Here is a 23849-nt window from a genome sequence, read left to right as displayed (position 1 = left end):
TACGATCTATCACGAGATAATCGTAACTTATTAATGAAATTAACACCTTCTTACCTAGAGAAAATTGGTTGGAATGGTATAACAGCAGAGTGATATCCAATTATAAAATCGTATGCATTGCCAATCAGTTTTTACTCATATTAAAGATGAAGACTCAGCGATAAGAACGCTCAGGTCCGAATTGACACAACAGAGCTTGTCTTACGTGATGTGTTACTACACGGAAGAATACAATTTTGAGTTGATTCGAGAAGCGTTTCTTGCGCATTTTCCTGGTGTGCCTTTTCATGGCGCCAGTTCATGTCAAGCCGTAATGACAGATCAGGGCTTTCATACAGGCCCAGTAATTGCGGCACTTGCTGTTTATGATACAGGTCCTCATGCTTATGGTACTGGTATTTCTAATCACAACTCAGGTGACAGCGTCACCAAGGCTTTGGATATGGCCCTTGAGAACGCAAACCGTGTAGGAGAAGTACCAAACTTAATTCTACTTCATGCTACACCAGGGCAAGAGGAATCAATCATTGCGTCTATAGATGAAAGATTTGGAACTCTAATTCCAATTATTGGTGGTTCGGCCGCTGATAATAACATCGCTGGGAAATGGTCTGTGATAACCGCCCAAGGCTCTCAAACTTCAGGTTTAAGCTTAACTCTCTTTTACTCCTCTCAACCTGTTGATATCGCTTTTAGCGCTGGACATACACCAACTAATATCAAAGGTGTTGCAACCAAGACCAACAATAGATGCTTACTTGAAATTGATAACGAACCTGCGCTCAATGTTTATAGAAGGTGGACAAATCACCAGGATAACCAAGTAGGTAAAGATAATATGCTGTTTACAAACTCGAGTGCTTATCCATTAGGGCGGATCGCAGGTCACCTCTATGATCGCCCATATTACAAGTTATCCCATCCGATCCGTGAGACGCAAGATGGTGGAATCGAGTTGTTTACACGAATAGAAGAGGGTGACGAGCTCACATTAATGAAAGGAAGTCGTGAGCATCTCGTTGCGCGCGCTGCAAAAGTCGTCAATGCCGCTTTTAACCAAAAATTAGAAGAGTCTCGAAAAATTGGAGTGATAAATATCTTTTGCGCAGGTCCCATGTTGCACTTAATGCAAGACATGAATAGCGTTTGTGAACAAATTAACCAAGAACTAGAACATTTGCCTTTTATTTGCCCTTTTACTTTCGGCGAGCAAGGTAGATTTATTGGTGGTGAGAATGGACATGGAAACCTGATGATTTCATCGGCTATATTCCATAAACCTTATGAAAGATAAATACTTAGACATATATCAACAGGAAGCGCTTCAAGAAGCGTTAGTTGAGCTAAAGCAGGCTAGACAAAGAGAACGACTACTCGCCGATGAAAACAAGGCCATTCTTTCCGCGATATCTGCGATGAGTGAGGCAAAGAATCGGCATGAGATATTTACGGGATTAAACAATGTCCTCAAAAAGTACATCAACTTCGATGACTTTATTGTACTGACTCGTGATGGTGAACGATATCCCTTCAAGACATTGATATCAACTAATAGCGTATTTGATAATGTATCCTGGTTACACGGTAACACCTATCAAAGAGCTCTCAATGGTGAATGCATTCTACTGTTCGAGCCAGATAAACTCGCTGAGTTTGTTAACTTAAGCAGCTTTATAAAAAGCCATGTAAACTCGGTCGTTTTAACTGGTATACGTTCAGAAGTAACGCAAACCGTAATCCTACTTATTGGAGCTCAGAAAGGGCACTTTAGCATAGAGAATAAGGAAACCTTGAGGCGGTTTCGTCCCTTAATTGAAAGGGCGGTCATTGATATCGAGACCAAAGAGAAGTTACAACGTATCGTTGAGGTAAGAACAACTCAGCTCGCTAAAGCAAGAGAAGAAGCAGAGCTTGCGAACCGGTCTAAGTCGGAGTTCTTAGCGATGATGAGCCATGAAATAAGAACCCCTTTAAATTCCGTTCTTGGAATGCTAGATATACTGAAGCAATCAACCTTGTCAGAAGAACAAATTGATGCTTTGAGCCAAATGGAGTGCTCTGCAGAGTTACTTCTCGCGATAATCAGTGACATTCTTGATCTTTCTAAAATCGAGTCAGGTCGCTTTCAGCTCAATGAACAATGGATTAACTTAAGAGACACTGTCACTTTTGTTATTTCTCAGCAAAAACAAATAGCTAAGAAGAAGAATCTTAAATTCAAGCTCAACTGTACTGTCACTAATGACAAACAATTTTGGATTGACTCCACGCGGTTATCTCAAATTCTGTTTAATCTAATAGGGAATGCAATAAAGTTTACAGACGAAGGTGAAGTAAAAGTTTCTGTATCTGAGCAAGATGCTGAACTTGTGATCTCAATATCTGACACTGGAATTGGTATATCTAAAGCAAAGCAAGAGCATTTGTTTACGGCATTTCATCAAGGAGACCGTTCCATCACGAGACGCTTCGGTGGTACAGGACTGGGGCTCGCAATAACCAAGCATTTAGTTGAAATGATGCGTGGCAAGATTGCCGTTAAAAGTGATGAGCATGTTGGTTCAACCTTTACGATTTCGATTCCAGTTTTGACTCGTTGCAATCAAAATCGTCCAGTTAGAATCGAAACCAATCAACCGACAAAAGCAATGGAACTTCTCGTCGTAGAAGATACCGAGTCGAATCAGTTCGTAATAAAGCTTATCTTAAATAAGCTTGGCCATAATGTTCATATCGCAAGCCATGGAGCAGAGGCATTAACATTTTTAGAGGAGAATGAGGATTTAATCGATTTGATTCTCATGGATGTCTCGATGCCAGTGATGGATGGAATTACCGCAACAAGACTTATTCGAGATAAAGGCCTCAAGACTCCAATTATAGCGTTAACTGCACATGCGCTAGAAAGCGATAGAGATAAATGCTTGGATGCCGGGATGGACGGATTCATTTCCAAGCCAGTTAGAAGACAAGATATCTTTGAAGCTATACAGTCATTTCAATAACTAAAAAGGCGTTAATATAGATCTTAACAATCGATAGATTATTAAGATCTATATTAAGTATTTTATGGTAAATAACCATTATGTTTAATACTTGCAGTAAGGCCCTTAAATTTAAAATCTGCAGGGGAATAGGAGCATACTCAGACAACATTTAGCGTACGGCGATATTTAATTTAACATAATATACATAATACGCATTAATAGTGTAAGCCCAAAGCGATAATGTCCTAGTATTTCCAAGTGAATCTGTCCTATGTTTGCTTGGAGGTATTTAGGAAGTTAGTTACGATGAACTACCATGAATTGCACCGTTTCTCCATTATCCAAGATGTGTTAAACAATAAGTTAAAGTGCCGAGAAGCCACATCCATTCTTGGAATAAGCTACCGGCACTTGTCTCGCATACTTTATGCCGTAGCAGAACCTCAACCTAGCCCAAATCACGCAGCACATCAGATTGTGATGGGTAACTGCGATGATTGATGCAAAATTACAAATGTTCGAATTTGGTATAGGTATTAATGATGCAATTAATGGTGTTTGGTTACCTAGATCCAGTGCTTATAAAGATCACTACACTACTCCAAAAGCTCCACCTCATTCACTAATACATGGTACAAATTATCAGAACTGGATTGGCACGCTTGGAAGAATTAGGCATAGTGAAAATGTATTTAAGTCCACACTGCTTAACTGCTGAAAAAGCAAATACAAGAAAGCAAATACAAGATAGTTCTCATCCTGAGAAAATTCTTGAGAAGAAAGATGCTAACTGGAAACCTACTGTATGACTGTATACAAATTAAAAAGTAAACCTCGAGAATTTAAGGTCTTAGAGCATGACCCTTATAAGCGAGCTCTCGATTCAGATGACTTTAAGTTGTTAAGACGACTTCGAAGAGCCCCTGTTGATTCAACCAGCTTGAGAGATGTTTGGGTAAATGAATATGCAACATTTACTCAACACTTTAAATTTGCTGAAGCAATCCCAGACATATCTAAATGGAGAACATTTCTTGTCTTGAGAGAAAATGCATATCAGGTAGTACGAGATGTAATTGATTCTGACGGTGAGTTCTTACCGATTACAATCGATGATGAAAGTTTTACCGTGTTCAACGTGATGTCCTTTGGAGAAGAAGACAAGCAGAAAATCAAATTTGAAGACATTGACGGAGAACAAGGATTATTAGAGAAACTGGCATTTATAGAAAGCGATCTTTCAAATAAATATGTCTTTAAATCAAAAGATGAAGGTTGTACGTCAATTTATTGTGATGACAAACTCATATCGTTATGTGAAGAGCACAATTTAAAGGGGCTTTCGTTCGATACAAATCTACTCGATGTATTTGAAGATTGATTCATCAGAATTTTTGTATTAGTTCAGACTAGATCTGAGACTCCAATTTGAAAAGAAGAGAGTTACCCACTTTGATTAAAGGTGCTTAATCACTAATCAAGGACAATAAGAGGTAACTCTCATGCTTCATACTAACAATCCAATCATCAAACACAAAGCTGGCCTTCTCAATCTGGCTTCGTAATGGACCTAGAAAGCTTCAAAAAGCGCCTTATTGCGTTAGAAACACAGGTCGCTGAGAACGGTATCATTCTAACGGAAGAGCAAGTTGCAGCCCTTGAACGCAAGAAGCATGATGACGAGGCTTGCGGTGAGATAGAAACAGCGCATCCAGGCTACCTCGGCTCTCAAGACACGTTTTATGTTGGCAACCTTAAAGGTGTTGGACGCATCTACCAGCAGACGTTCGTTGATACCTACAGCAAAATCACCTTCGCTAAACTCTACGAGACAAAAACACCAATCACCGCTGCAGATATGTTGAATGATAAGGTTTTACCGTTCTTCGAGGCGCATGAGCTACCAATGCTGCGAATATTGACTGGCCGAGGCACTGAATACTGTGGTCGTGTTGAACAACGTGATTACCAGCTCTATCTGGCCATTAATGATATCGACCACACTAAAACTAAAGCGATGTCACCACAGACAAATGGTATCTTCGAACGCTTCCACAAGACCATATTGAATGAGTTCTACCAAGTGACGTTCAGAAAGAAACTGTATGGCTCAATGGAAGAATTACAGAAAGATCTGGACGAATGGATGGACTACTACAACATCATCGTACTCATCAAGGAAAAATATGCTGTGGCAGAACGCCAATAGAGACATTAGAGGATGGGAAATCAATCTGGGCTGAAAAGAATCTAGCCCAGATATAATCTGACAGGCACCGAGTCGAAAAGTGGGTAAGTGTCAGATCAGGTCTCAATTAGTACACTTTAAGATTATCAGGCTCCTTGCGGAGCCTTTTTACATCATTTTCTTTAGTGCTCTAGCATATTTTAATACTTGCCCCGCGGCTTCTAAGTCTGTTAATGCTCCAATCTCTAACAAAGCAATTCCTGTCAAAATTTGTTGAGCTGTCACCAATTGGCCAGAATGTCATCCTAAGATTAACAACATTGTTTTCTTTTGAAGCTTTAACCGAGGTTTCTGTGGGCTTGCAATCGCTAGTTTGGTTTGTGGTTATGCTTACGAAGCAAATCAAATCTCTTATTGAAAATTGATGCGCGCGTAGTCCTCGACTTACTGGCGTGTTCTTCCGTAAGTACCTGAATCAATCTATGTATGGTGATGATGGCCAACTCACTGAATTTGCCATTCAATGGCATCACGATTACTAACTTAAGCGCTACCAAACAAAAAAGCCTTTCATACTCGCCTCGTACAACAGCAAAAATCAGCTAAACGCTCTAATCGCTCCGCAACGAAATCTGCCAAAAATCACGAGCTCAGTTGCGTTCTGAAACATTTATAAGCCTGTGGTTATATGGAGGCGAATGTACTTTTCGGGGTATTTGTAACGATAGCGTTTTCCTTTCTTCAAGTTGGACTTAACGTACCTACACACTTTTTGGTCACCACTACTGGTTACTCTTTTTATTACTGCGTTTTTACTTTTGTGCTCCATTTCTATCATGACGTCACAATAACCTTGATAGCCATCAAACTTATTGTCTACTTTCTTTTGAAGCTTAGTCTTAATCTTTTTAGCCAACAGGTTCGTTTCTGAATCGTCAGCAAAAACTGAATTACTTGCAAAGATCAATATCATTAAAGTTACAACGTATCTCATCGTTTTGGTCCGTTTATGTTGTTGATTGTTCAATGATAAGTAATTTTTCTGTAGATACGAAAATGGGACGTCACATTGCGTCCCATTTAACATGATGAAGTAACTGATATGTAATTAAGCGCGCTTCTTGCCTTTGTTTGCTTTGAAGCCCTGGTGCGGAAAAACGTTACGAATCCTCTGTTGAACTTTTTTGGGAATGCCTTTGGAAAAGCTTAAGCGCATTCCTGTTCGTTGGCTATACACCTTCATTTCACCAGTAAACGGGTTATGCTCACTAATATCCTGTAAGTTGTGTTTGAAAGAAGGAGGTAGATGCCCTTTTACGTTAATAATATGGCCATTATCGAACTTTACTTTTAACACCGGCCTATCGACTGCGATCAACCAAAAGATCACGATGGCTGCAATTAAGATTACATATAACATTTGGCACTCCCTATCCTAGCTAGATAGCAATTTACTCAAATCCTCTTTAATTGAGGTAACTTTTTGACTCGCTTTTTCACTTCTCGACGCTTCGGAAAGCAAATATTCAATTGCGTCAGATAACGTACAACCAAGTTCATTCGCTCTACTAGAAAGCTTTTCCCAAACTCGGTAATCTAAATCAATGGATTTCTTCTTTGTATGGACTTGCTCTGCATTGAAGTGACGTTTCCGTTTCGCTCGGATAGCCTGCTTGAGTTTATTATCTAACTCTTCTGACATGTGGTTTTCTATCCAAGTCAAGACAAGTGTAGGCTCGTGTTCAAGGCGTTTTAGTTCTGCGACCGCTGCATCTGCTTCGCTTGTATCAATATGTCGGGTAATCGCTTCACCATCTTTCCATTTTTTGATGAGATACTTCCATTTCCACCCACATTCTAGATTCTCAAGCTGTTGATATTTCATTTGTTCCGACCCATAAACATAACCTAGTGACAGCGTAACCCAGATGGTTTACTTGGGCAAATAAAACTCTTAGAAGTATCGATGTTGATCACTCATTTGTCTAAGTATTGTTCATTGAGAGTTGAATGCCGAGAGCAAACCAAATTGGTGCTAGGGTGTTATAGTCCGTTTCGTTATAATGTCGGCAAGATTGAATTACGATGAATTTTAATGAACCAACTTAATTGGCAAGACGTAACACCTTCACTTGAGCAGTACGAAGCACTTTTAAAGTCTGCACCTTCGTTACCAAAGAAGTCTTTTACTGATCTCCAACCGAGAATGTCGGCAACGATATCTCGTTTTTCAAAAATTTCCGGATTGACGCGAGTACTACTCATTAACTGCGTAGATAATTCTGTATATAGAGAGTTCATCAGTAAAGCTCTTCAGAGCCAGTCTAACGCTGCGATAGTTTTTTCGGAATCACTTGATGCCAAACGTTTATTTGACCGTTACAGTGTTGATGTAAGTGGTGATATTGCCTTCCAACCTGGTTTAATTTCACAGGCAGATAACGGTTACTTAATTGTACCGGCTAATCTAATTTTGGCTAACCCAGGACTTTGGCCAAATATAAAGTCTGCAATTCAACAAAACCTTATCGAGCCACTGAACCTAAGCCCTACTCGTTTACCTACTTCAGTACCGCAAGCTAAAGCTTATGATGTAAAACTGATTGTAACAGGAGAAAGAAGTCAGTTAGCAGAGCTAGAATACATCGATGAAGACTTCTGTTCTGGCTTTGCCATGTATACGGAAGTTGAAGAAGATATTCATCTGTCAGAGCAGAATTTGACAGATTACTTTGGTTTAGTGAACTGGATATGTTCTCAATATCAGCTGCCTCACTTAAGTGAATGTGGTTTTAGAAGATTGTTGCTAGCCGGTATGAGATTTACTGAAGATCAACATTATCTGCCTTTAGGAGTAATGTGGCACTCTCAACTTCTAACGCTTGCCAGCCAGTTCAGTGATGGTCACGCATTAGATTACAAGTCGTTAGATAAAGCGATTGACGACAAGTATTACCGAGAATCTTACCTTCCTCAGCGTGCCGTGTACGATATTTTAGATGGACAAGTCATCATTGAGACAACTGGGGAACAAGTTGGTCAAATCAATGGCCTAACCGTTATTGAGATGGCTGGGCACCCTGTCAGCTATGGTGAGCCTGCACGAATATCTTGTGTAATTCATTTTGGTGATGGCGATGTTTCCGATGTTGAGCGCAAAGCTGAGCTTGGAGGCAATCTACATGCAAAAGGCATGATGATTATGCAAGCTTTCTTGAGCTCTGCTCTGAAACTGGATGAACCACTGCCTTACTCTGCCTCCATCGTATTTGAACAGTCTTATAGTGAAGTTGATGGTGACAGCGCATCTCTTGCAGAACTTTGTTGCTTGGTGAGTGCTTTATCTGAATCTCCAATTAATCAACAAGTTGCTGTTACAGGAGCTGTTGATCAGTTTGGTCGAGTGCAAGCCGTCGGTGGCTTGAACGAAAAAATTGAAGGCTTTTATCAGGTTTGTAAACATCAAGGTTTTACAGGAAATCAAGGTGTTGTGATGCCAAAATCAAACCTTAAACACCTTGCATTACATAAAGATGTAATAGAAAGCATTAAAAATGGTGAGTTCCATATTTGGTCCGTTTCTACCGTAGATGAAGCTATTCCGATTGTAATGAATAAACCTTTTAGAGGTGAAGACGATAGCATTATTGGCAAAATAGCGGAACGTATTGAAAACTTTGAAAGACATGAGCATCCAGAAGGAATTGTGCAGCGCATCAAAAACTGGTTTGTCTAGTACTGATCGGAGTTGTTTAGCGTACACGTGTTCACTAAGATGCAGCTATCAAAAATTGGAGTAATTGATAATGCAAAACAAACGTGATTCTTATAACCGTGACGATCTACTTGCTTCTAGCCAAGGCGAACTGTTTGGGCCTGGTTACCCTCAGCTTCCTGCGCCAAACATGCTAATGATGGATCGTGTTACTAAAATGTCTGAGACTGAAGGCGATTTTGGTAAAGGTTTGATCTTGGCGGAATTGGATATTACTCCAGATTTGTGGTTCTTTGACTGCCACTTCCCTGGCGACCCTGTAATGCCGGGTTGTCTTGGCCTTGATGCGATGTGGCAACTTGTTGGTTTCTTCCTTGGCTGGGTTGGTGGCAAAGGAAAAGGTCGTGCTCTGGGTGTTGGCGAAGTGAAGTTTACAGGTCAGATCCTACCAACAGCGAAAAAAGTGACGTACGAAATCCACATGAAACGCGTTGTAAACCGTAAGCTTGTGATGGGTTTGGCTGACGGTCGTGTATGTGTGGACGGCAAAGAAATCTACGTAGCAAAAGATTTGAAAGTTGGCTTGTTCCAAGATACTTCGCGCTTCTAATCACGATTTTAATCGATTTATTAAGGCTCCTATTTAGGAGCCTTTTTGTTATCGAGTGTTAACCTACTTCCCTATGTCCCTATAATGTAGAAAAGGCTCCGTAGAGCCCTTTCGAATCCTTCTTTTTGTATGTGGAGAGTTTATTTGTAGAGACCAGATTGTCTTTCATCTCTGGCATCACGCCAACCACCTAACCAATACGACCGAGCATCAACTTGTTGATATGGGCAAGCCTCTTGAGACCTTCCATTCAACCCAGCTTTGTAGCCTTGAGATTGAGCTCGTTCTAGGCGATCACGCTTTTGTCTCTTCATAGTTAATTCCTCATACAGGTCCATTTACTAACGTACAGCTGTTATTGTGAAACTTTGATGGAGTTTTTATGACTCCACTTATAAGAATCGATCAAAGTAGGCAATTTCTCAAGGCATAAAAAAAGCAGAGACTCAAATGTGTGAGCCTCTGCTTGATTTAAAAATTACTGACGATTTTTAACTATTTTCTACGGAACCCAAACAATCCAAGCATGGTCAAAGCTAACCAACCAAGGCCTGCACCTTGACGCTCTGTCGTCGTTGAGTCAATGCTTCGAGATACGATGTCGTCCTTAGCTGCGTCAGCAATAGGTACTAGTTTGACTGCTACAATTTGCTCTTCAGAGCTACATGTCGCATTGTTTGCTGTTGTGCTATAACCACCTGCACATTTCATAGCAGTACCAGAGATCACACCTGCATCATTGATATCAGTTGCGTCGATAATACGGAACTGATTGTTTTGTTCAGAGTAATCACCGCCATTAGTCAAACTGTCTAGGAACCAAGCTTTTCCATTAAATAATGTTGCAGCACGTTCACTAGTCTCGCCACCTACGCTATATGGATAGATAAAACCGCGCTTACGACGTGGCTTGCCATCGTCTTCACGAGTCGTTTCTGCATCAAGTTGCCCGACGATTTCATTGTAAGAGTTGATACCGCCCATCTTACCGCCCGCACCGCTAAAGAAAATGCCAGTAGTTGGGTAAAAAGCGCTAATAGAATCCTTACGAACATCATCTACGATAAAGAGACGATTCGGAGCAGAGCCCGTTGGCATTAAGTATCCGCCCGAACGTTTCGCTTCACCAATAGCAACAAAATTAGAGTTAACGTCGGTTAATCGTGAGTTTGTATGAACCGTATCATCACCTTCGCGCTGTCTAGCTCCTACAACAACTTTATTTTTCCAAGTTGCGTTTTCAACGCTACCTTCGGCTTCTAGAGTTCCAACAAAAACAGTCGCATTCAGGTAGTTATCATCACTGTAAGTGTTGTAACCTACGCCATAGACCGTTGTTCCATCAGTGACAAGGTCACGCATGCTCCCTTGAGCTAACCTTTCTCCATCTTTAGATGTGCCACTAGGCCAAGCCAATTCACTGACGGTTCCGCTTTGATCCCAAATCGCTGCTTTTGATGTGTGGTGAGATCCATTGGTATTGCTTGCTGTTCGAGAAATACTGCCAACAGTAAAAATGCCGTCTGTGCTCCAAGCATGGCTTTGCACAACACTTGCGTCACTATCGCCAGTAAGAATATTTGGTTCTACTGGTGCAACTACGGTATTTCGTGTTTCTAATGTAGAAGTATTTTCTGTGCTAACTTTACTCTGATTACCGACAGCTGCACCACCCTCGGTAAGCTGGTTGATAACATTGTTATATTCATTTTTATAAGCAGCAGAATCTTCTTCTATGAACGCTAACGCATTAGAAGTAAAGTCTTTACTACGTTCTTTATTCCACGGCGTCCAGTTTACTGAAGCCCAAGAGTCACAGGTGGAATAGCGAAGCTGGTTGTAACAGTAACGCTCAAAGTCTTTGAGTTCTTGGATGTAATAAAAGCCGGCGTCTAATCCGAATGGGATTTCTTCACGATAGCTGTTCCCATCCACGGCTTGTGTCGCTGAAATCGGTGTAGTGCGAGTTTCCATTGCAAGTTTAAACTGCTCTGGCGTGCAGTTTGCTGCTGCATCAAAGCAGCCTAAAGCGAAAGGTGAACCTGTTGAAGGATCTGTACCTGCATCGCCCTGTTGAATTGCAACCCCGTAAGCCGTTTGGTAGTCACCGTTTGAACCATGATCCTGAGGTGAAACCTCAACAACTTGATACAATGCCGCCTGTGCGTTCATTGTGGTACCAACCATCATTGCAATGGCGGTCAATTTGAATTTATTACTACAATTCATTGAATTCTTAACTATCCTGTTGCATTGCTTCGAGTTCTTCCCATCTCTCGAATGCGATTTCCAACTCCTGCTCTAGTGCAGCAAGCTGTTCCAATACCGGCTGAGTTTGCTCTACAGGTTTAGCAAAGAACTCTGTATCGTTCACTTGCTCCTGAAGGCTCTCGATATCCGACTCTAATTGTTCAAGTTTAGCTGGTAGAGCCTCTAATTCTCTTTGCAGCTTATACGATAACTTCTTCGAATTGTTCTTAGGTTGCGTAGTTTTGGGAGTTTCCTCAACCACTTTCTCTTTCTTCGTTGGTTTTTCAACCTGACTGCGCGAAGCAAGAACTTGGTCACGCTGCTGTTTAGCATCATGATAACCACCAACGAACTCTTCGATTATACCGTTACCCTCAAAAATCCAGCTGGTTGTTACTGTGTTGTCTACGAACTCACGGTCGTGACTCACTAACAATAATGTACCCTGATAATTGGCAAGCATTTCTTCTAAAAGTTCCAACGTTTCGATATCCAAATCGTTAGTTGGTTCATCAAGAATAAGTAAGTTGTTTGGTTTCAACAAGATACGGGCTAGCAATAATCGGTTTTTCTCACCACCGGAAAGTGCCTTAACCGGGGTTCTGGCGCGCTTAGGTGCAAATAAGAAGTCTTGGAGATAACTCAGCGCATGACGCTGACGTCCCCCAACCATTACTTCTTGTTTCCCATCCGCTAAGTTATCGATCACTGTCTTTTCTGGATCCAAAATCTCTCGGTACTGATCAAAGTACGCGACTTCTAATTTTGTTCCGCAGTGTAAACGACCAGACTGCGCTTCCAATTGCCCTAGTAGCAATTTAAGTACCGTACTCTTACCGCAGCCATTTGGTCCGATAAGTGCAATACGGTCACCACGCATGATGTTAAAGCTAAAGTCGTCGACAATTGTCTTGCCTTCGTAAGCAAAAGATACATTTTCTGCTTCAAATACAATCTTACCTGAACGAGAAGCATCATCGATGTTTAGGTTAACTTTACCTTGAACTTCACGACGGTCACGACGCTCTTCACGAAGTTTTTTAAGGGCTCGAACACGGCCTTCATTACGAGTACGACGTGCTTTAATGCCTTGACGAATCCACACTTCTTCCTGAGCTAGTTTCTTATCGAACTCAGCATTTTGCATTTCTTCGACGCGAAGCATTTCTTCTTTGTCATTCAAATACTGTTCGTAATTACCAGGGAAAGAAGCTAATTGACCGCGATCTAAGTCGACGATGCGTGTCGCCATCGACTTGATGAATGCACGGTCGTGAGAAATAAAGATGATCGAGCCTTTGAAGTCTTTTAAGAAGTTCTCTAACCATTCGATCGTTGTCACATCGAGATGGTTTGTTGGTTCATCAAGAAGCAATACATCAGGATCACAAACCAGCGCACGAGCTAAAGCAGCTTTACGTTGCCAGCCACCGGATAGATCGGTCAGTTTGGTTTCTGGGCTTAGTTTTAAAGCGCCAAGTACGTTCTTAACACGGTCATCAAAGCGCCAAGCATTAGAATGATCAAGTTGCTCTTGAACTTTCGCCAAACGGTTAATGTTCTTCTCACTTGGGTCTTGAGCAACAAGATCGAGAAGATCGTGATAGATCTTCAATTGTTCGCCGATTTCAGCCAAACCGCCAGATACGTATTCGTAAACCGTACCCTCTTGATTGCGCGGTGGATCTTGTTCAAGCCGAGAAACTACTACGTCTTGAGTTATTTGAATCTTGCCATCATCCAACAAAATGTCGCCGGCAAGCACTTTCATTAACGTGGACTTACCTGCTCCGTTACGACCAACTAAACAAACGCGTTCGTTTTCTTGAAGAGCGAACTCCGCTTTGTCTAGCAATGGGTGGTCACCAAATGCAAGTTGTGCGTTATGAATGGTAAGTAATGCCATTATTATCCAACCAATGTGTGAGTTGTTCTAAGTCAAACGGCCAGTTCAACTCAGAATCTTGATATTTTAATACGGGTATTGTGACGCCGTAACGAGAAAATAGTACATCATCGAACGCAATATCAATGATATCTGTTTGCTCGGCCAAACCGACTTGGTCTACTAGAGCAAATGCCATCTCACAAAGATGGCATCCCTCCGTGCTATACAATATCAGCACGTATTAATCCTTTTGTTTATACTACGCGTGCGTTACTAGCCAACAGTTATGAATCTGTTTATTACGCGCAAAATCTAATGGTAACGTTTGAGAAGAAATATTCTGAGCCTTCAAACCCAATTCAGCGAGTGATTCTTCATCCATCTTGAAGTGACGTTTGTTATTTGAAAATACGATTGTGCCTTCACTTCTCAGTAAACGTTTGAGGTTCTTCATTAGCTTAATGTGGTCACGTTGTACATCGAATGATGTTTCCATACGCTTAGAGTTAGAGAACGTAGGTGGGTCAATAAAGATCAAGTCGTACTCACTTTTTGCGTTTTCTAGCCATTGCAAACAGTCCGCTTGTTCATATTTATGTTGGCGCCCTACACAGCCATTAAGCTGCATATTGTCTTTCGCCCAGTTCAAGTAGGTGTTTGACATATCGACAGTTGTAGTGGAACGCGCACCACCAACTGCAGCGTGCACTGTTGCACTACCAGTGTAAGCAAACAAGTTAAGGAAATCTTTACCCTGTGCCATTTCGCCAAGACGACGACGAGTGATCTTATGATCCAAGAACAGGCCTGTGTCTAGGTAGTCATGAAGGTTCACGATCAGCTTCACACCGTACTCGTTTACTTCGAGCGTCTCTGATACCTGACCTAATTTTTGGTACTGGCTTCGACCTTTCTGCTTCTCACGAACTTTCAGTACAACTTTGTTCGCTTCGACACCTGTCACCTGAATCGTCGCACGGATAATGTCCGTTAGACGACGCTTGGCTTTTTCTTCAGGGATGTTCTTAGGTGCTGCGTACTCTTGAATCACAATTTGATCGCCGTACACGTCGATCGCTACGTTATATTCTGGAAGGTCTGCATCGTAGATACGATAGCAGTCTAGTTTCTCTTTACGCGCCCACTTGCCAATCTTGCCAATGTTTTTCTTCAAACGGTTTGAGAAGTCTGGTGCGATTTGAACGTTAGTATCTGCACCTTTCACTTCATCAGCGCTGCGCTCGGCAATGCTGTAGTTCTTTTGGTGACACGGTAACGCACCATTGTTCAATTTAAACTGTTTATCAGCGCGCATACGAAGGCAACTCAAGAGCTCGTCTGAGCTAGAGAAGATAGATGCTTTACATCCGCCAAACTCAGATTTTAGCTGTCCACCGAATGCGGTATAGAGCGCAATCAGCCCCGGCTCAGTTCCTAGACGCTCACCGTAAGGTGGGTTTGAAACGATAACACCGTGTTCAAATCCTGCGGGACGAGTAATAGTTGCAGCATCACCTTGCGCAAACTCAATCAACTCTTCAACACCTGCTCTGCGGGCGTTTTCTTGAGCGACTTTTAATACTTTGGGGTCGTTATCGAATCCAAAAAACTTAGCGTCAACTTTCTTGACACCTCGTCTAGCTTGAACATTAGCCTCTGATTTAATCTCAGCCCAGGTCTCCGGTTCAAAGTCTTCCAAAACTTCGAAGCCCCATTGTTTGCGCTTAACGCCAGGTGCCATGTTGGCAGCCATCATTGCCGCTTCAATAAGCAAAGTACCAGAACCACACATTGGATCGAGTAATGGTTGATGCCCATCCCAGCCACAACGCATGATAATCGCAGAAGCAAGCGTTTCACGTAATGGCGCACGACCCGATTCTGGTCGATAACCACGCTGATGAAGACCACTACCTACCATGTCTACCCCAAGCAACGCTTTATCTTTATGCAAACGAACGTGAATACGAATATCTGGGCGTTCTTTGCTGATATTAGGACGTGGCAAGCCTTTATTCTCAAAGCAATCTACGATGCCATCTTTGACCTTCATAGCTCCGTATTGGCTATTTCTAATCTCACGGTTTGTGCCGTTAAAGTCCACAACAAAGCGTTTAGAGCTATGAAATTGGTTAACCCAGTTAATAGTGGAAGTGGATAGATACAAGTCCATGTCGTTGTTACACGTGAACTCAGATAAAACACGTACAAATCGAGACGCTAAACGGCTCCACAAACAACAGCGATAAACCTGTTCGTTTGTCGCTTTAAATTTTACGCCTGCCTGTACTGGTTTCGCATTTTCAATGCCTAGTTTAGTCAGTTCTTCAACAAGCAAATTTTCCATGCCATTTGAAGTTACCGCGAGATATTGATTCATAGTGTTCTTTCGCTGATAAAAAATGGCTTCAATTATACCTGACTTTACGATCAATGCCTCGTTTTTAAAGGTATTTTCCCACCCGTTAGTTCAAATCATCACCACTCAAATGATCTAAAACTTTCAACATCTTTAGTTTGAATGTTTTTCATTCATGAACGTATTTTGTTTCCTTTAGAAGAAGTGAATACTTATTTACATGCATTTTGGTATATACCAGTCGGAATTGATTGATGTAAATTACTTACAAACACCCTTTATAGGGGAATAAATAGGTTTTTTTAGGCGCTAGGTTGCCTAATTAAAGGAGTAATCAAATTGAAATAAGTAAAATAAAAGTGACCAGCTTCATGTTTGCATGCATAGAAAACAAACAGTTTCATGGTCTTTCGGATTGGAGTGTCAGAGGAAAGGACAAAAAAAATCGACCCAATAAGGTCGATTAAGGCAAACAAAGGAACGAAATAAAGAAAAATTAAACAGCTTTAACCCACCATTGCCATAGGGGTCATTGCAAAGAGGTGGTTTGCACAAGCCATGCGATCATGCATTACTTTAATCGGCTGCCCAAATTGAAGCGCCTTATTGCCATCAAGAACAAAGGCTTCTTGGTTAACATAAGCACATAAGCTCGATGTTTCGCCTGGTTCTAGAACGATGAACATACCATCAGAATATTGATTTGTGAGAAAGACCATGTCCCCTTCTTGAGGTTCATAATCAGAGGACTGTGCATCGAAGAACCAGCTCTTAGGCTGTACAGGTTTATGAAAACGCTTTGCAGCAACACAATACAGTGTTAATTCAGCTTGGCGATATTCACTGATATCGAGACAGCGAATGCGCTCATTAAACGTTTGAAATGCGCTGGCGTCATCAACGGTAAATTCACTGTTTGAGAAGGCACAGTTAACCAACAATTTTCGGGATAGATTGGTTTGGAAAATCATTTCCTCCCCCAGATCCAGCATTAAGCAAGCTTTTTGCTCGTCAAAATACCAATTCCATTTGTCGCTGGGTTTAAGCATTATTCCGTTCTCTCTTGACTAGTTAAATCAGTGGTAAAGAGGTAAGACGCTTAATTACCTACTCGTGATTTTTAAATTCTACAAACGAACGGATAAAAAAAAAGAGGAAACAAAGTCCTCTTTTTTATGTAACAGGTACTGATTTTTCAGTAGTTTTTGATGTATGTGTTAAAGATTCTTAACAATATCACGTACGAGACCTGGGCCGTGGTAAATAAAACCAGTGTAGACTTGAACAAGTTTAGCGCCTGCCATGATCTTTTCTTTGGCTGCAACATAGGAATCTACACCACCAACACCGATAATTGGAAGTTTGTCTCCAAGCTCTTCATGAAGCTTACGTACGACCTCCGTAGAGCGTGATTGCACAGGGCGACCACTCAAGCCACCTGCCTCATTGGCGTGTTTCATCCCTTCTACGATCGTGCGATCCAAAGTTGTGTTAGTCGCGATCACACCATCTATATTGTTTTTCAATAAAGAATCGCAGATTTGGCAGATTTCATCGTCACTTAAATCTGGCGCAATCTTTAATGCTAACGGGACGTACTTGTTGTACTTCTCTGATAACTCCGCTTGTTTCGCCTTTAATTCGGAAAGCAGTTCATCAAGGGCTTCACCATATTGAAGTGAACGAAGGCCTGGAGTGTTTGGCGATGAGATGTTTACTGCAATATAGCCAGCATACTCATACACTTTTTCCATACAAATCAGGTAGTCCTCTGCCCCTTTCTCAATTGGCGTATCTTTATTTTTACCGATATTAATTCCGAGAACACAATTGAATTTTGCTCGTTTAACATTCTCGATCAAATTATCAACGCCTAGGTTATTAAAGCCCATGCGGTTGATGATCCCTTCTGCTTCCACTAAACGGAATAGGCGTGGTTTATCATTACCTGGTTGTGGTCGTGGCGTTACAGTGCCGACTTCGACAAAGCCAAAGCCCATGGCATCAAATGCTTCAATACATTCGCCGTTTTTATCTAAACCAGCCGCAAGACCAACAGGGTTACGGAATGTTAGACCCATACACTCAACTGGACGAGTTGGTAACTGTTGGCGGTAAAAGAGATCAAGTGGTGTGCCGTTAAAGCGTTGGAAGTTCTTGATTGCAAGATCATGTGCCTTCTCGGCATCGAGTTGGAAAAAGCCAGTTCTGGCTAGACGGTAAAGCATTGTGCCTCCGAAAGAAAAAAGCCCCGTATAAACGGGACAATATTATTTACCGTTTTTCATCGTAATTCAATGAAAATGAACGTAATAAGTAAAAACCTATATCTTTATAAGATTTTCAAATATAAAACAAACAATTACAATCAAGTTTCTGCGATAAAAATCGTAACTAACCGCTTAAAAGCAATCGATTTCACTCTGTTTTAATTTCAACTCAATGTGACAATGTAACCATTTTCGTTCCAAATGTGAATAATAGATAATAAAAAGCCCCGTTAAATAACGAGGCTTTTACTTATGACTTGATTATTCCACTACTCTTTCGATGAGCAGTTGAGGTTTAAAAGTACTAGCTCTCGAAGTGCTACAGAGAACTTAGCAAATTCGTGTACTGAGCCAACTTTGAACTCGTTTAAGATACTCTCCCAGCGGTGCAACGATTGCTCGTTAGTTTCAATCCAATCTTCTAACGCAGCCATCACATCAAGCTCTTCGGTTGAGCAGCCACAAGTCAGTACCTGAGCGGTAAGTTGACGTTGTTGCCAGTCCAGATCTTCACGGAATGCCGCTCTTGCAAGTGCTTGCCAGTTGTTATCAACGGCTTGGCTATTAATTTGCTTCAAGAACCAATGCAACGATAAACGGTCACCCAAGTTAAAGTAGAGTTTCGATGCTTGCTCAACCGTTTTACCTGTTTCACTTGCCACTGATGAAATATCCAGTGCAGATTGTAAGCTTGATAAGCGGGCAACTTGGTGAGCGAGTTTCTCTTCAACCCCTTTCTCTATCCAACCTTGAGCCAAGTCATTGTGTTCTTCAACTTCAGACTCAACTAACATAGTGTCTAGGGTTTCAGTGATAACATTGACATCTTGCTTGTAGATAGCAATCAACTCACCGACCGTGCATTTGCCGCTACGGTTACGAAGCAACCAGCGTGCAATTCGACGCAGTGCTCGGCGCACGTAAAACATAATTTCGTATTGAGCTTGCGCTGTCGCAACGTTATCAAGTTTGCGAGTTTGCTTGAGGATTGCTTCTAAATCAAAGATTTCTCTAGCCGCACTGTAAGCATTGGCAATATCGACAACACTTGCACCAGTTTCTTCTTGCAAACGAGTAACGAAGTTACAGCCCATTTCATTAACCATCTGGTTAGCCAATGCTGTAGCTATAATTTCAGCTCGCAGTGGGTGATTAACCATTTGATCTTTATAGTTACGTCGTAACGCACTTGGGAAATATTCAACAAGTTGTTTTGCATGGAATTCATCATTTGCGATTTCATCCGTAACAAGTTGCTGTTTAAGTACCATTTTACCGTAGGCAACTAACACTGATAGCTCAGGGCGAGTCAGACCTAGTCCCTGTTTTTCACGCTCGATTAGCGTTTCATCATCAGGAATGTATTCGAGAGCACGATCCAAGTACCCTGCTTTCTCCATAGTGTGGATGAATCGAATTTGCTCCTTAACAATGCCAACACCTTGCTGTTCAGTAACAGAGATCGACTCCGACTGACGGTAAGCATCATCCAAGACAATTTCACCTACTTCGTCTTCCATAGACTCTAGAATTTGGTTACGTTGCTTAACCGTAAGATCGCCATTTGAAACCAGCCCATTGAGGAAGATCTTGATGTTGACTTCATTATCCGAACAGTCAACGCCACCTACGTTATCAACGAAGTCCGTGTTCACTCGACCGCCAGTTAGTGCGTATTCGATACGACCAAGCTGAGTCATACCCAAGTTACCACCTTCGCCAACCACTTTGGCTCTTAAGTCACGGCCGTCAATGCGCAGCATGTCGTTAGCACGGTCGCCAACATCTGTATGAGTTTCTGTCGATGATTTAACGTAAGTGCCGATACCACCATTCCAAAGCAGGTCGACTTTCATTTTCAAGATCATCTTTATCAGATCGTTAGGCGCTAAAGATGCTTTCTTAGTACCTAACATTTTCTGAATTTCTGGCGTCAACTGGATCGATTTTGATCGACGAGAGAAGATGCCACCACCTTGAGAGATCAAGTCTTTGTTGTAATCTTCCCAGCTTGATCTTGGCAAATTAAACAAGCGGTTACGCTCTTCCCAGCTGCTGGCTGAATCTGGATTTGGATCAATAAAGATGTGCATGTGGTTAAACGCAGCTTGCAATCGAATATGCTTCGATAACAGCATACCGTTACCGAACACGTCACCTGCCATATCACCTACACCGATTGCAGTAAAATCAGTGGTCTGACAGTTGATGCCCATTTCACGGAAGTGACGTTTAACAGATTCCCAACCACCTTTTGCGGTGATTCCCATTGCTTTGTGATCGTAACCGTTTGAACCACCTGAAGCGAATGCGTCACCTAGCCAGAAGTTGTATTCTGCAGAAACAGAGTTTGCCAAATCTGAGAAGGTTGCTGTGCCTTTATCGGCAGCCACTACTAGATATGGGTCATCTTCATCGTGACGAACAACGTTTTGTGGTGGTACCACCTCTCCTTCAATGATGTTATCTGACACATCTAGCAGTGCACGGATAAAGCGTTTGTAACAACGCTGACCTTCCGCAAAAATTTCATCACGAGTGGTGAGAGATGGCTGGCGTTTACAAACGAAGCCGCCTTTTGCACCCACTGGTACAATTACAGTGTTCTTAACCTGTTGCGCTTTTACTAAGCCAAGAATCTCCGTACGGAAGTCTTCTTGACGATCTGACCAACGCAAACCACCACGAGCCACTTTTCCACCACGAAGGTGAACACCTTCAATATCTGGTGCGTAAACAAAGATCTCGAATGCAGGTACAGGCTGCGGAATCTCAGGAATATCGCTTGGCTTCATTTTCAAAGATAACCAAGGCTTAGGCTGCTTATTCTCGTCTACTTGGTAGTAGTTGGTACGAAGCGTCGCCATGATCATTTCAATATAACGACGAATAATACGATCATCATCCAAGCTCTCTACACGATCCAACTGCTCTGTTAGCTTTTTAATTAGATCGTTTTGGCCTTTCTCGCTGCCTTTGTGTTTCGGATCAAATCGCTTGGTGAACAGCTTGACTAGACCTGTCGCTAAGTCTGGGTAGTGGCTTAGCGTGTCTTCGATGTACTGCTGACTGAATGGGAAGCCTACTTGGCGCATGTATCGTGCGTAAGCACGAAGAATGGAAATCTCACGGCCAGATAACGACGCACCTAATAACAATCGGTTGAAACCATCACTTTCAAGATTACCCGCCCAAATGGCAGCAAATGCTTGTTGGAAACGATCACGAGCTTCACGAAGGTCAACGGTTTTCTCGCTCTTATGCAGCATAGAGAAGTCAAGGATCCAGAAAGTCTGCCCGTTGTTTTTCTCGATCTCATATGGCGATTCGCCAATCACACGCAAACCAAGGTTTTCCAACATCGGCATTACGTCAGAAAGGTGAATTGGTTCATCGCGATGGTATAACTTTAAGCGGACAGCTTTGGAATCTGCACCCTCTTCTTGAGGTCGGTAGAACAACATGCCAAGTTTATTATCATCACTTAATGCTTCTAAGCGCTCGATATCTGCAACCGCAGAACCTGGCATCATGTCCTCTTTGTATGAGCGAGGGAACGCACTCATATATTCTTTTGAAAGAGGAAGGCCTTTACTTTCACCAAAGTTAGCAATGATGGATTCTTTTAGTCTGTCATCCCAAGAGGTAGAAACTTCCATTAGATTTTGCTCGATCTTTTTCACGTCTACGTCAATGTTGTTATTGTCTACACGAACAATGTAATGTGTTCTCGCTAGTGGGCTTTCTGAGAAGTACGTTGTAAATTCAACCTCTTGCTCGCAACCAAAGTACTGCTTAAGAATGCGTTGAGTTTGACGACGCAATTCTGTGTTGTAACGATCTTTAGTGACATAAACCATGCAACTGAAGAAACGACCAAATGGGTCTTTACGAACAAACAAACGCAGCAAGTCACGATCTTGCATTTGTACAACACCCATTCCCACCTCAAGCAGCTCTTCTTCATTAGCTTGAAGCAACTCGTCGCGTGGGTAGTTTTCTAAGATATTGTGCAATGCTTTGTATGAGTATGATCCGTGACGGTATCCACTTGCTTCAAGGATACGGTCAACTTTTTCACGGATCAAAGGAATACTTTGTACCGCTTGGTTGTAAACGGCGGAGGTATATAAACCAGTAAAGCGATGCTCACCTATTACTTTACCGTTTTCATCAAACTTCTTAATACCGATGTAATCAGTATAAGCTGGACGGTGGATACGAGATGCTTTGTTACCTTTGGTGATGATCAGAGCGTATGGTTTTTTCGCTTCTAATCGCGCTGAATCTGATAATTCAGAGAGCTTGACGCTACGCACGCGCTTGTCATCAGCAAACAGACCTAGTCCTTTTTCTTTAGCAGGAACAAGTTCGGTATCACCATTGACCTCTTTTAAGTCATAATCTTTATAACCCATAAAGGTAAAGTTATGATCTTCTAGCCAACGAAGAAATGCGATCGTTTCATCCATACGATCAGTTTGGATAGAAACACGATCTTTATTTTTCTCAAGTTCATCAGTAACAAACTTAAGCTTATCAACCATCTGCTTCCAGTCATCAACGACTAAGCGAGTATCAGATAGAATTCTTAACAGCTCTTCTTTAAGCGCTTGCATCTCGTCTTTACTAGTAAGGCGGTCTACCTCTATGTGGAAAAGTGATTGAAGAACACCACCCTCACCGTTTACGTCTGTAACTTGGCCTTTTTTATCACGCTGAATCTGTGTTGGGTTATTCAACATTAGGTGACAAACAAGATCCAAACGTGCTAAAGCCATTTTGACTGAGTCCACTAAGAATGGACTATCTGGAACAACAATTTCTACGATTGTGTGTGTGGATTGCCAGCCTTGACGACTTACGGTCGGGTTAAATACTCGAACCGAAATCTCTTCTGGTTTTTTTTCATTGATATGGTGCCAAAGGCTAACGACAGCACCATAAAGGTCGGATTCGTTTCGCTGAATTAGATCATCATCAGCAATGTTACTGAATAAGTGTTGAGCAAGTTTAGTTACAAGCGTTTGGTGAGAAAGCTCGAGTTTGTCTTGAATCAGTTGGTAAACCTTTTCAAGCAGAACCGGCACTACATTTTCACGCGCGGTCATATTCACACTCCACATTAGAATTGTTGTTTTGTAGGGGGACTTAGTAGCTAGGTTGTTACCTTAGAAACTAAGCATAGGTAATGCATGTGCCCATTGTAAAAGCATAATTACAAATGTTTAACAACTAATCGTAGTGGTAAGAGGTGAAATGTCCGATTCTGTGACTAAGATTCCTATTTAACTCTCTGCAAATACAATACATCACAGAGTTTCTAACTTAAGAAACTTATTATTTTGGTCAGTTGTTAGTCTAAACTGGCCTCTAACGCCCAATTGACTAAGAAATGGTCTAAATCTCGCGGCGGGTAACTGCAAACGCAAACCGTTGTGTGTGACAACTTGAACAACACTTGCCGCACCAGAATAATGAGATAAAAACGTTTGATATGAAATGTTGAGATTGAAGTAGTAATAGTTCATGAAGTGAAAACTAAGTGACATAAACAAATAAGGTGGTCTAAATGACCACCC

General features: G+C 41.7%; 17 protein-coding genes and 2 pseudogenes. 6 read left to right on the top strand and 13 right to left on the bottom strand.

The window, feature by feature from the left end:
* The first annotated feature begins 112 nt into the window (after positions 1-112).
* The 4 genes and pseudogenes from J4N43_RS07660 to J4N43_RS07645 all read left to right on the top strand — a co-directional run.
* On the top strand, positions 113-1294 hold the full coding sequence (locus J4N43_RS07660) for an FIST signal transduction protein (RefSeq protein ID WP_062730607.1): 1182 nt from the start codon (positions 113-115) through the stop codon (positions 1292-1294).
* A complete protein-coding gene (locus J4N43_RS07655; protein ID WP_062730606.1) occupies positions 1284-3005 on the top strand; it encodes an ATP-binding protein in 1722 nt (573 codons plus the stop codon). The genes J4N43_RS07660 and J4N43_RS07655 overlap by 11 nt, the downstream gene beginning before the upstream one ends.
* Before the next feature lie 787 nt (positions 3006-3792).
* Positions 3793-4368: a hypothetical protein gene (locus tag J4N43_RS07650; protein ID WP_050550050.1), complete on the top strand. Its 576-nt coding sequence runs from the start codon at positions 3793-3795 to the stop codon at positions 4366-4368.
* Positions 4369-4535: 167 nt separating this feature from the next.
* Positions 4536-5252, top strand: a pseudogene (locus J4N43_RS07645) (integrase core domain-containing protein); the annotation flags it as partial.
* 91 nt (positions 5253-5343) lie between these two features.
* On the opposite strand, the pseudogene J4N43_RS07640 reads toward J4N43_RS07645, so the two are convergent.
* The 4 genes and pseudogenes from J4N43_RS07640 to matP form a co-directional block, all read right to left on the bottom strand.
* A pseudogene (locus J4N43_RS07640) lies at positions 5344-5472 on the bottom strand (regulator); the annotation flags it as partial.
* A gap of 373 nt (positions 5473-5845) precedes the next feature.
* Positions 5846-6169, bottom strand: coding sequence for a hypothetical protein (locus J4N43_RS07635; protein ID WP_054574161.1), 324 nt, complete (start codon positions 6167-6169; stop codon positions 5846-5848).
* 114 nt (positions 6170-6283) lie between these two features.
* Positions 6284-6595 (bottom strand): DUF3634 family protein, encoded by a 312-nt coding sequence (locus J4N43_RS07630; protein WP_062730591.1) that lies wholly within the window; start codon positions 6593-6595, stop codon positions 6284-6286.
* 15 nt (positions 6596-6610) lie between these two features.
* Positions 6611-7060, bottom strand: a complete 450-nt coding sequence (gene matP / locus J4N43_RS07625; RefSeq protein WP_062730590.1) for a macrodomain Ter protein MatP — start codon at positions 7058-7060, stop codon at positions 6611-6613.
* A gap of 210 nt (positions 7061-7270) precedes the next feature.
* Between matP and J4N43_RS07620 the strand changes: the two genes are divergently transcribed.
* Complete coding sequence (locus tag J4N43_RS07620; RefSeq protein ID WP_062730589.1) at positions 7271-8911, top strand: AAA family ATPase; 1641 nt, start codon at positions 7271-7273, stop codon at positions 8909-8911.
* Positions 8912-8981: 70 nt separating this feature from the next.
* Entirely contained in the window at positions 8982-9500 is a 519-nt protein-coding gene (gene fabA / locus J4N43_RS07615; RefSeq protein ID WP_062730588.1) for a bifunctional 3-hydroxydecanoyl-ACP dehydratase/trans-2-decenoyl-ACP isomerase, read from the top strand.
* Between the two features lie 140 nt (positions 9501-9640).
* On the opposite strand, the gene rmf is transcribed toward fabA, so the two are convergent.
* From rmf to J4N43_RS07570, 9 genes are all read right to left on the bottom strand, one after another.
* On the bottom strand, positions 9641-9814 hold the full coding sequence (gene rmf, locus J4N43_RS07610) for a ribosome modulation factor (RefSeq protein ID WP_005377453.1): 174 nt from the start codon (positions 9812-9814) through the stop codon (positions 9641-9643).
* A gap of 181 nt (positions 9815-9995) precedes the next feature.
* A complete protein-coding gene (locus J4N43_RS07605; RefSeq protein WP_062730587.1) occupies positions 9996-11729 on the bottom strand; it encodes a DUF3466 family protein in 1734 nt (577 codons plus the stop codon).
* Positions 11730-11736: 7 nt separating this feature from the next.
* A complete protein-coding gene (locus J4N43_RS07600; RefSeq protein ID WP_062730586.1) occupies positions 11737-13656 on the bottom strand; it encodes an ABC transporter ATP-binding protein in 1920 nt (639 codons plus the stop codon).
* Entirely contained in the window at positions 13634-13876 is a 243-nt protein-coding gene (locus tag J4N43_RS07595; protein WP_017821808.1) for a glutaredoxin family protein, read from the bottom strand. Before J4N43_RS07595 ends, J4N43_RS07600 begins: the two co-directional genes overlap by 23 nt.
* 21 nt (positions 13877-13897) lie before the next feature.
* The gene (gene rlmKL, locus J4N43_RS07590; protein ID WP_062730585.1) at positions 13898-16018 is read right to left on the bottom strand and encodes a bifunctional 23S rRNA (guanine(2069)-N(7))-methyltransferase RlmK/23S rRNA (guanine(2445)-N(2))-methyltransferase RlmL; all 2121 of its coding nucleotides are present in this window, start codon (positions 16016-16018) and stop codon (positions 13898-13900) included.
* Between the two features lie 485 nt (positions 16019-16503).
* Complete coding sequence (locus J4N43_RS07585) at positions 16504-17046, bottom strand: cell division protein ZapC (RefSeq protein WP_005377444.1); 543 nt, start codon at positions 17044-17046, stop codon at positions 16504-16506.
* Positions 17047-17214: 168 nt separating this feature from the next.
* Entirely contained in the window at positions 17215-18225 is a 1011-nt protein-coding gene (gene pyrD, locus J4N43_RS07580; protein ID WP_017634281.1) for a quinone-dependent dihydroorotate dehydrogenase, read from the bottom strand.
* Between the two features lie 311 nt (positions 18226-18536).
* Positions 18537-23378: an NAD-glutamate dehydrogenase gene (locus tag J4N43_RS07575; protein ID WP_062730584.1), complete on the bottom strand. Its 4842-nt coding sequence runs from the start codon at positions 23376-23378 to the stop codon at positions 18537-18539.
* 201 nt (positions 23379-23579) lie between these two features.
* Positions 23580-23798, bottom strand: coding sequence for a DUF2835 domain-containing protein (locus tag J4N43_RS07570; RefSeq protein WP_005377440.1), 219 nt, complete (start codon positions 23796-23798; stop codon positions 23580-23582).
* Positions 23799-23849: the final 51 nt, after the last annotated feature.

This window comes from Vibrio sp. SCSIO 43009 (assembly GCF_023716525.1).
In the GTDB taxonomy this organism is placed as follows: domain Bacteria; phylum Pseudomonadota; class Gammaproteobacteria; order Enterobacterales; family Vibrionaceae; genus Vibrio; species Vibrio alginolyticus.
The sequence above is the reverse complement of the archived record's forward strand: the minus strand, read 5'-3'. Positions and strand labels throughout refer to the sequence as shown.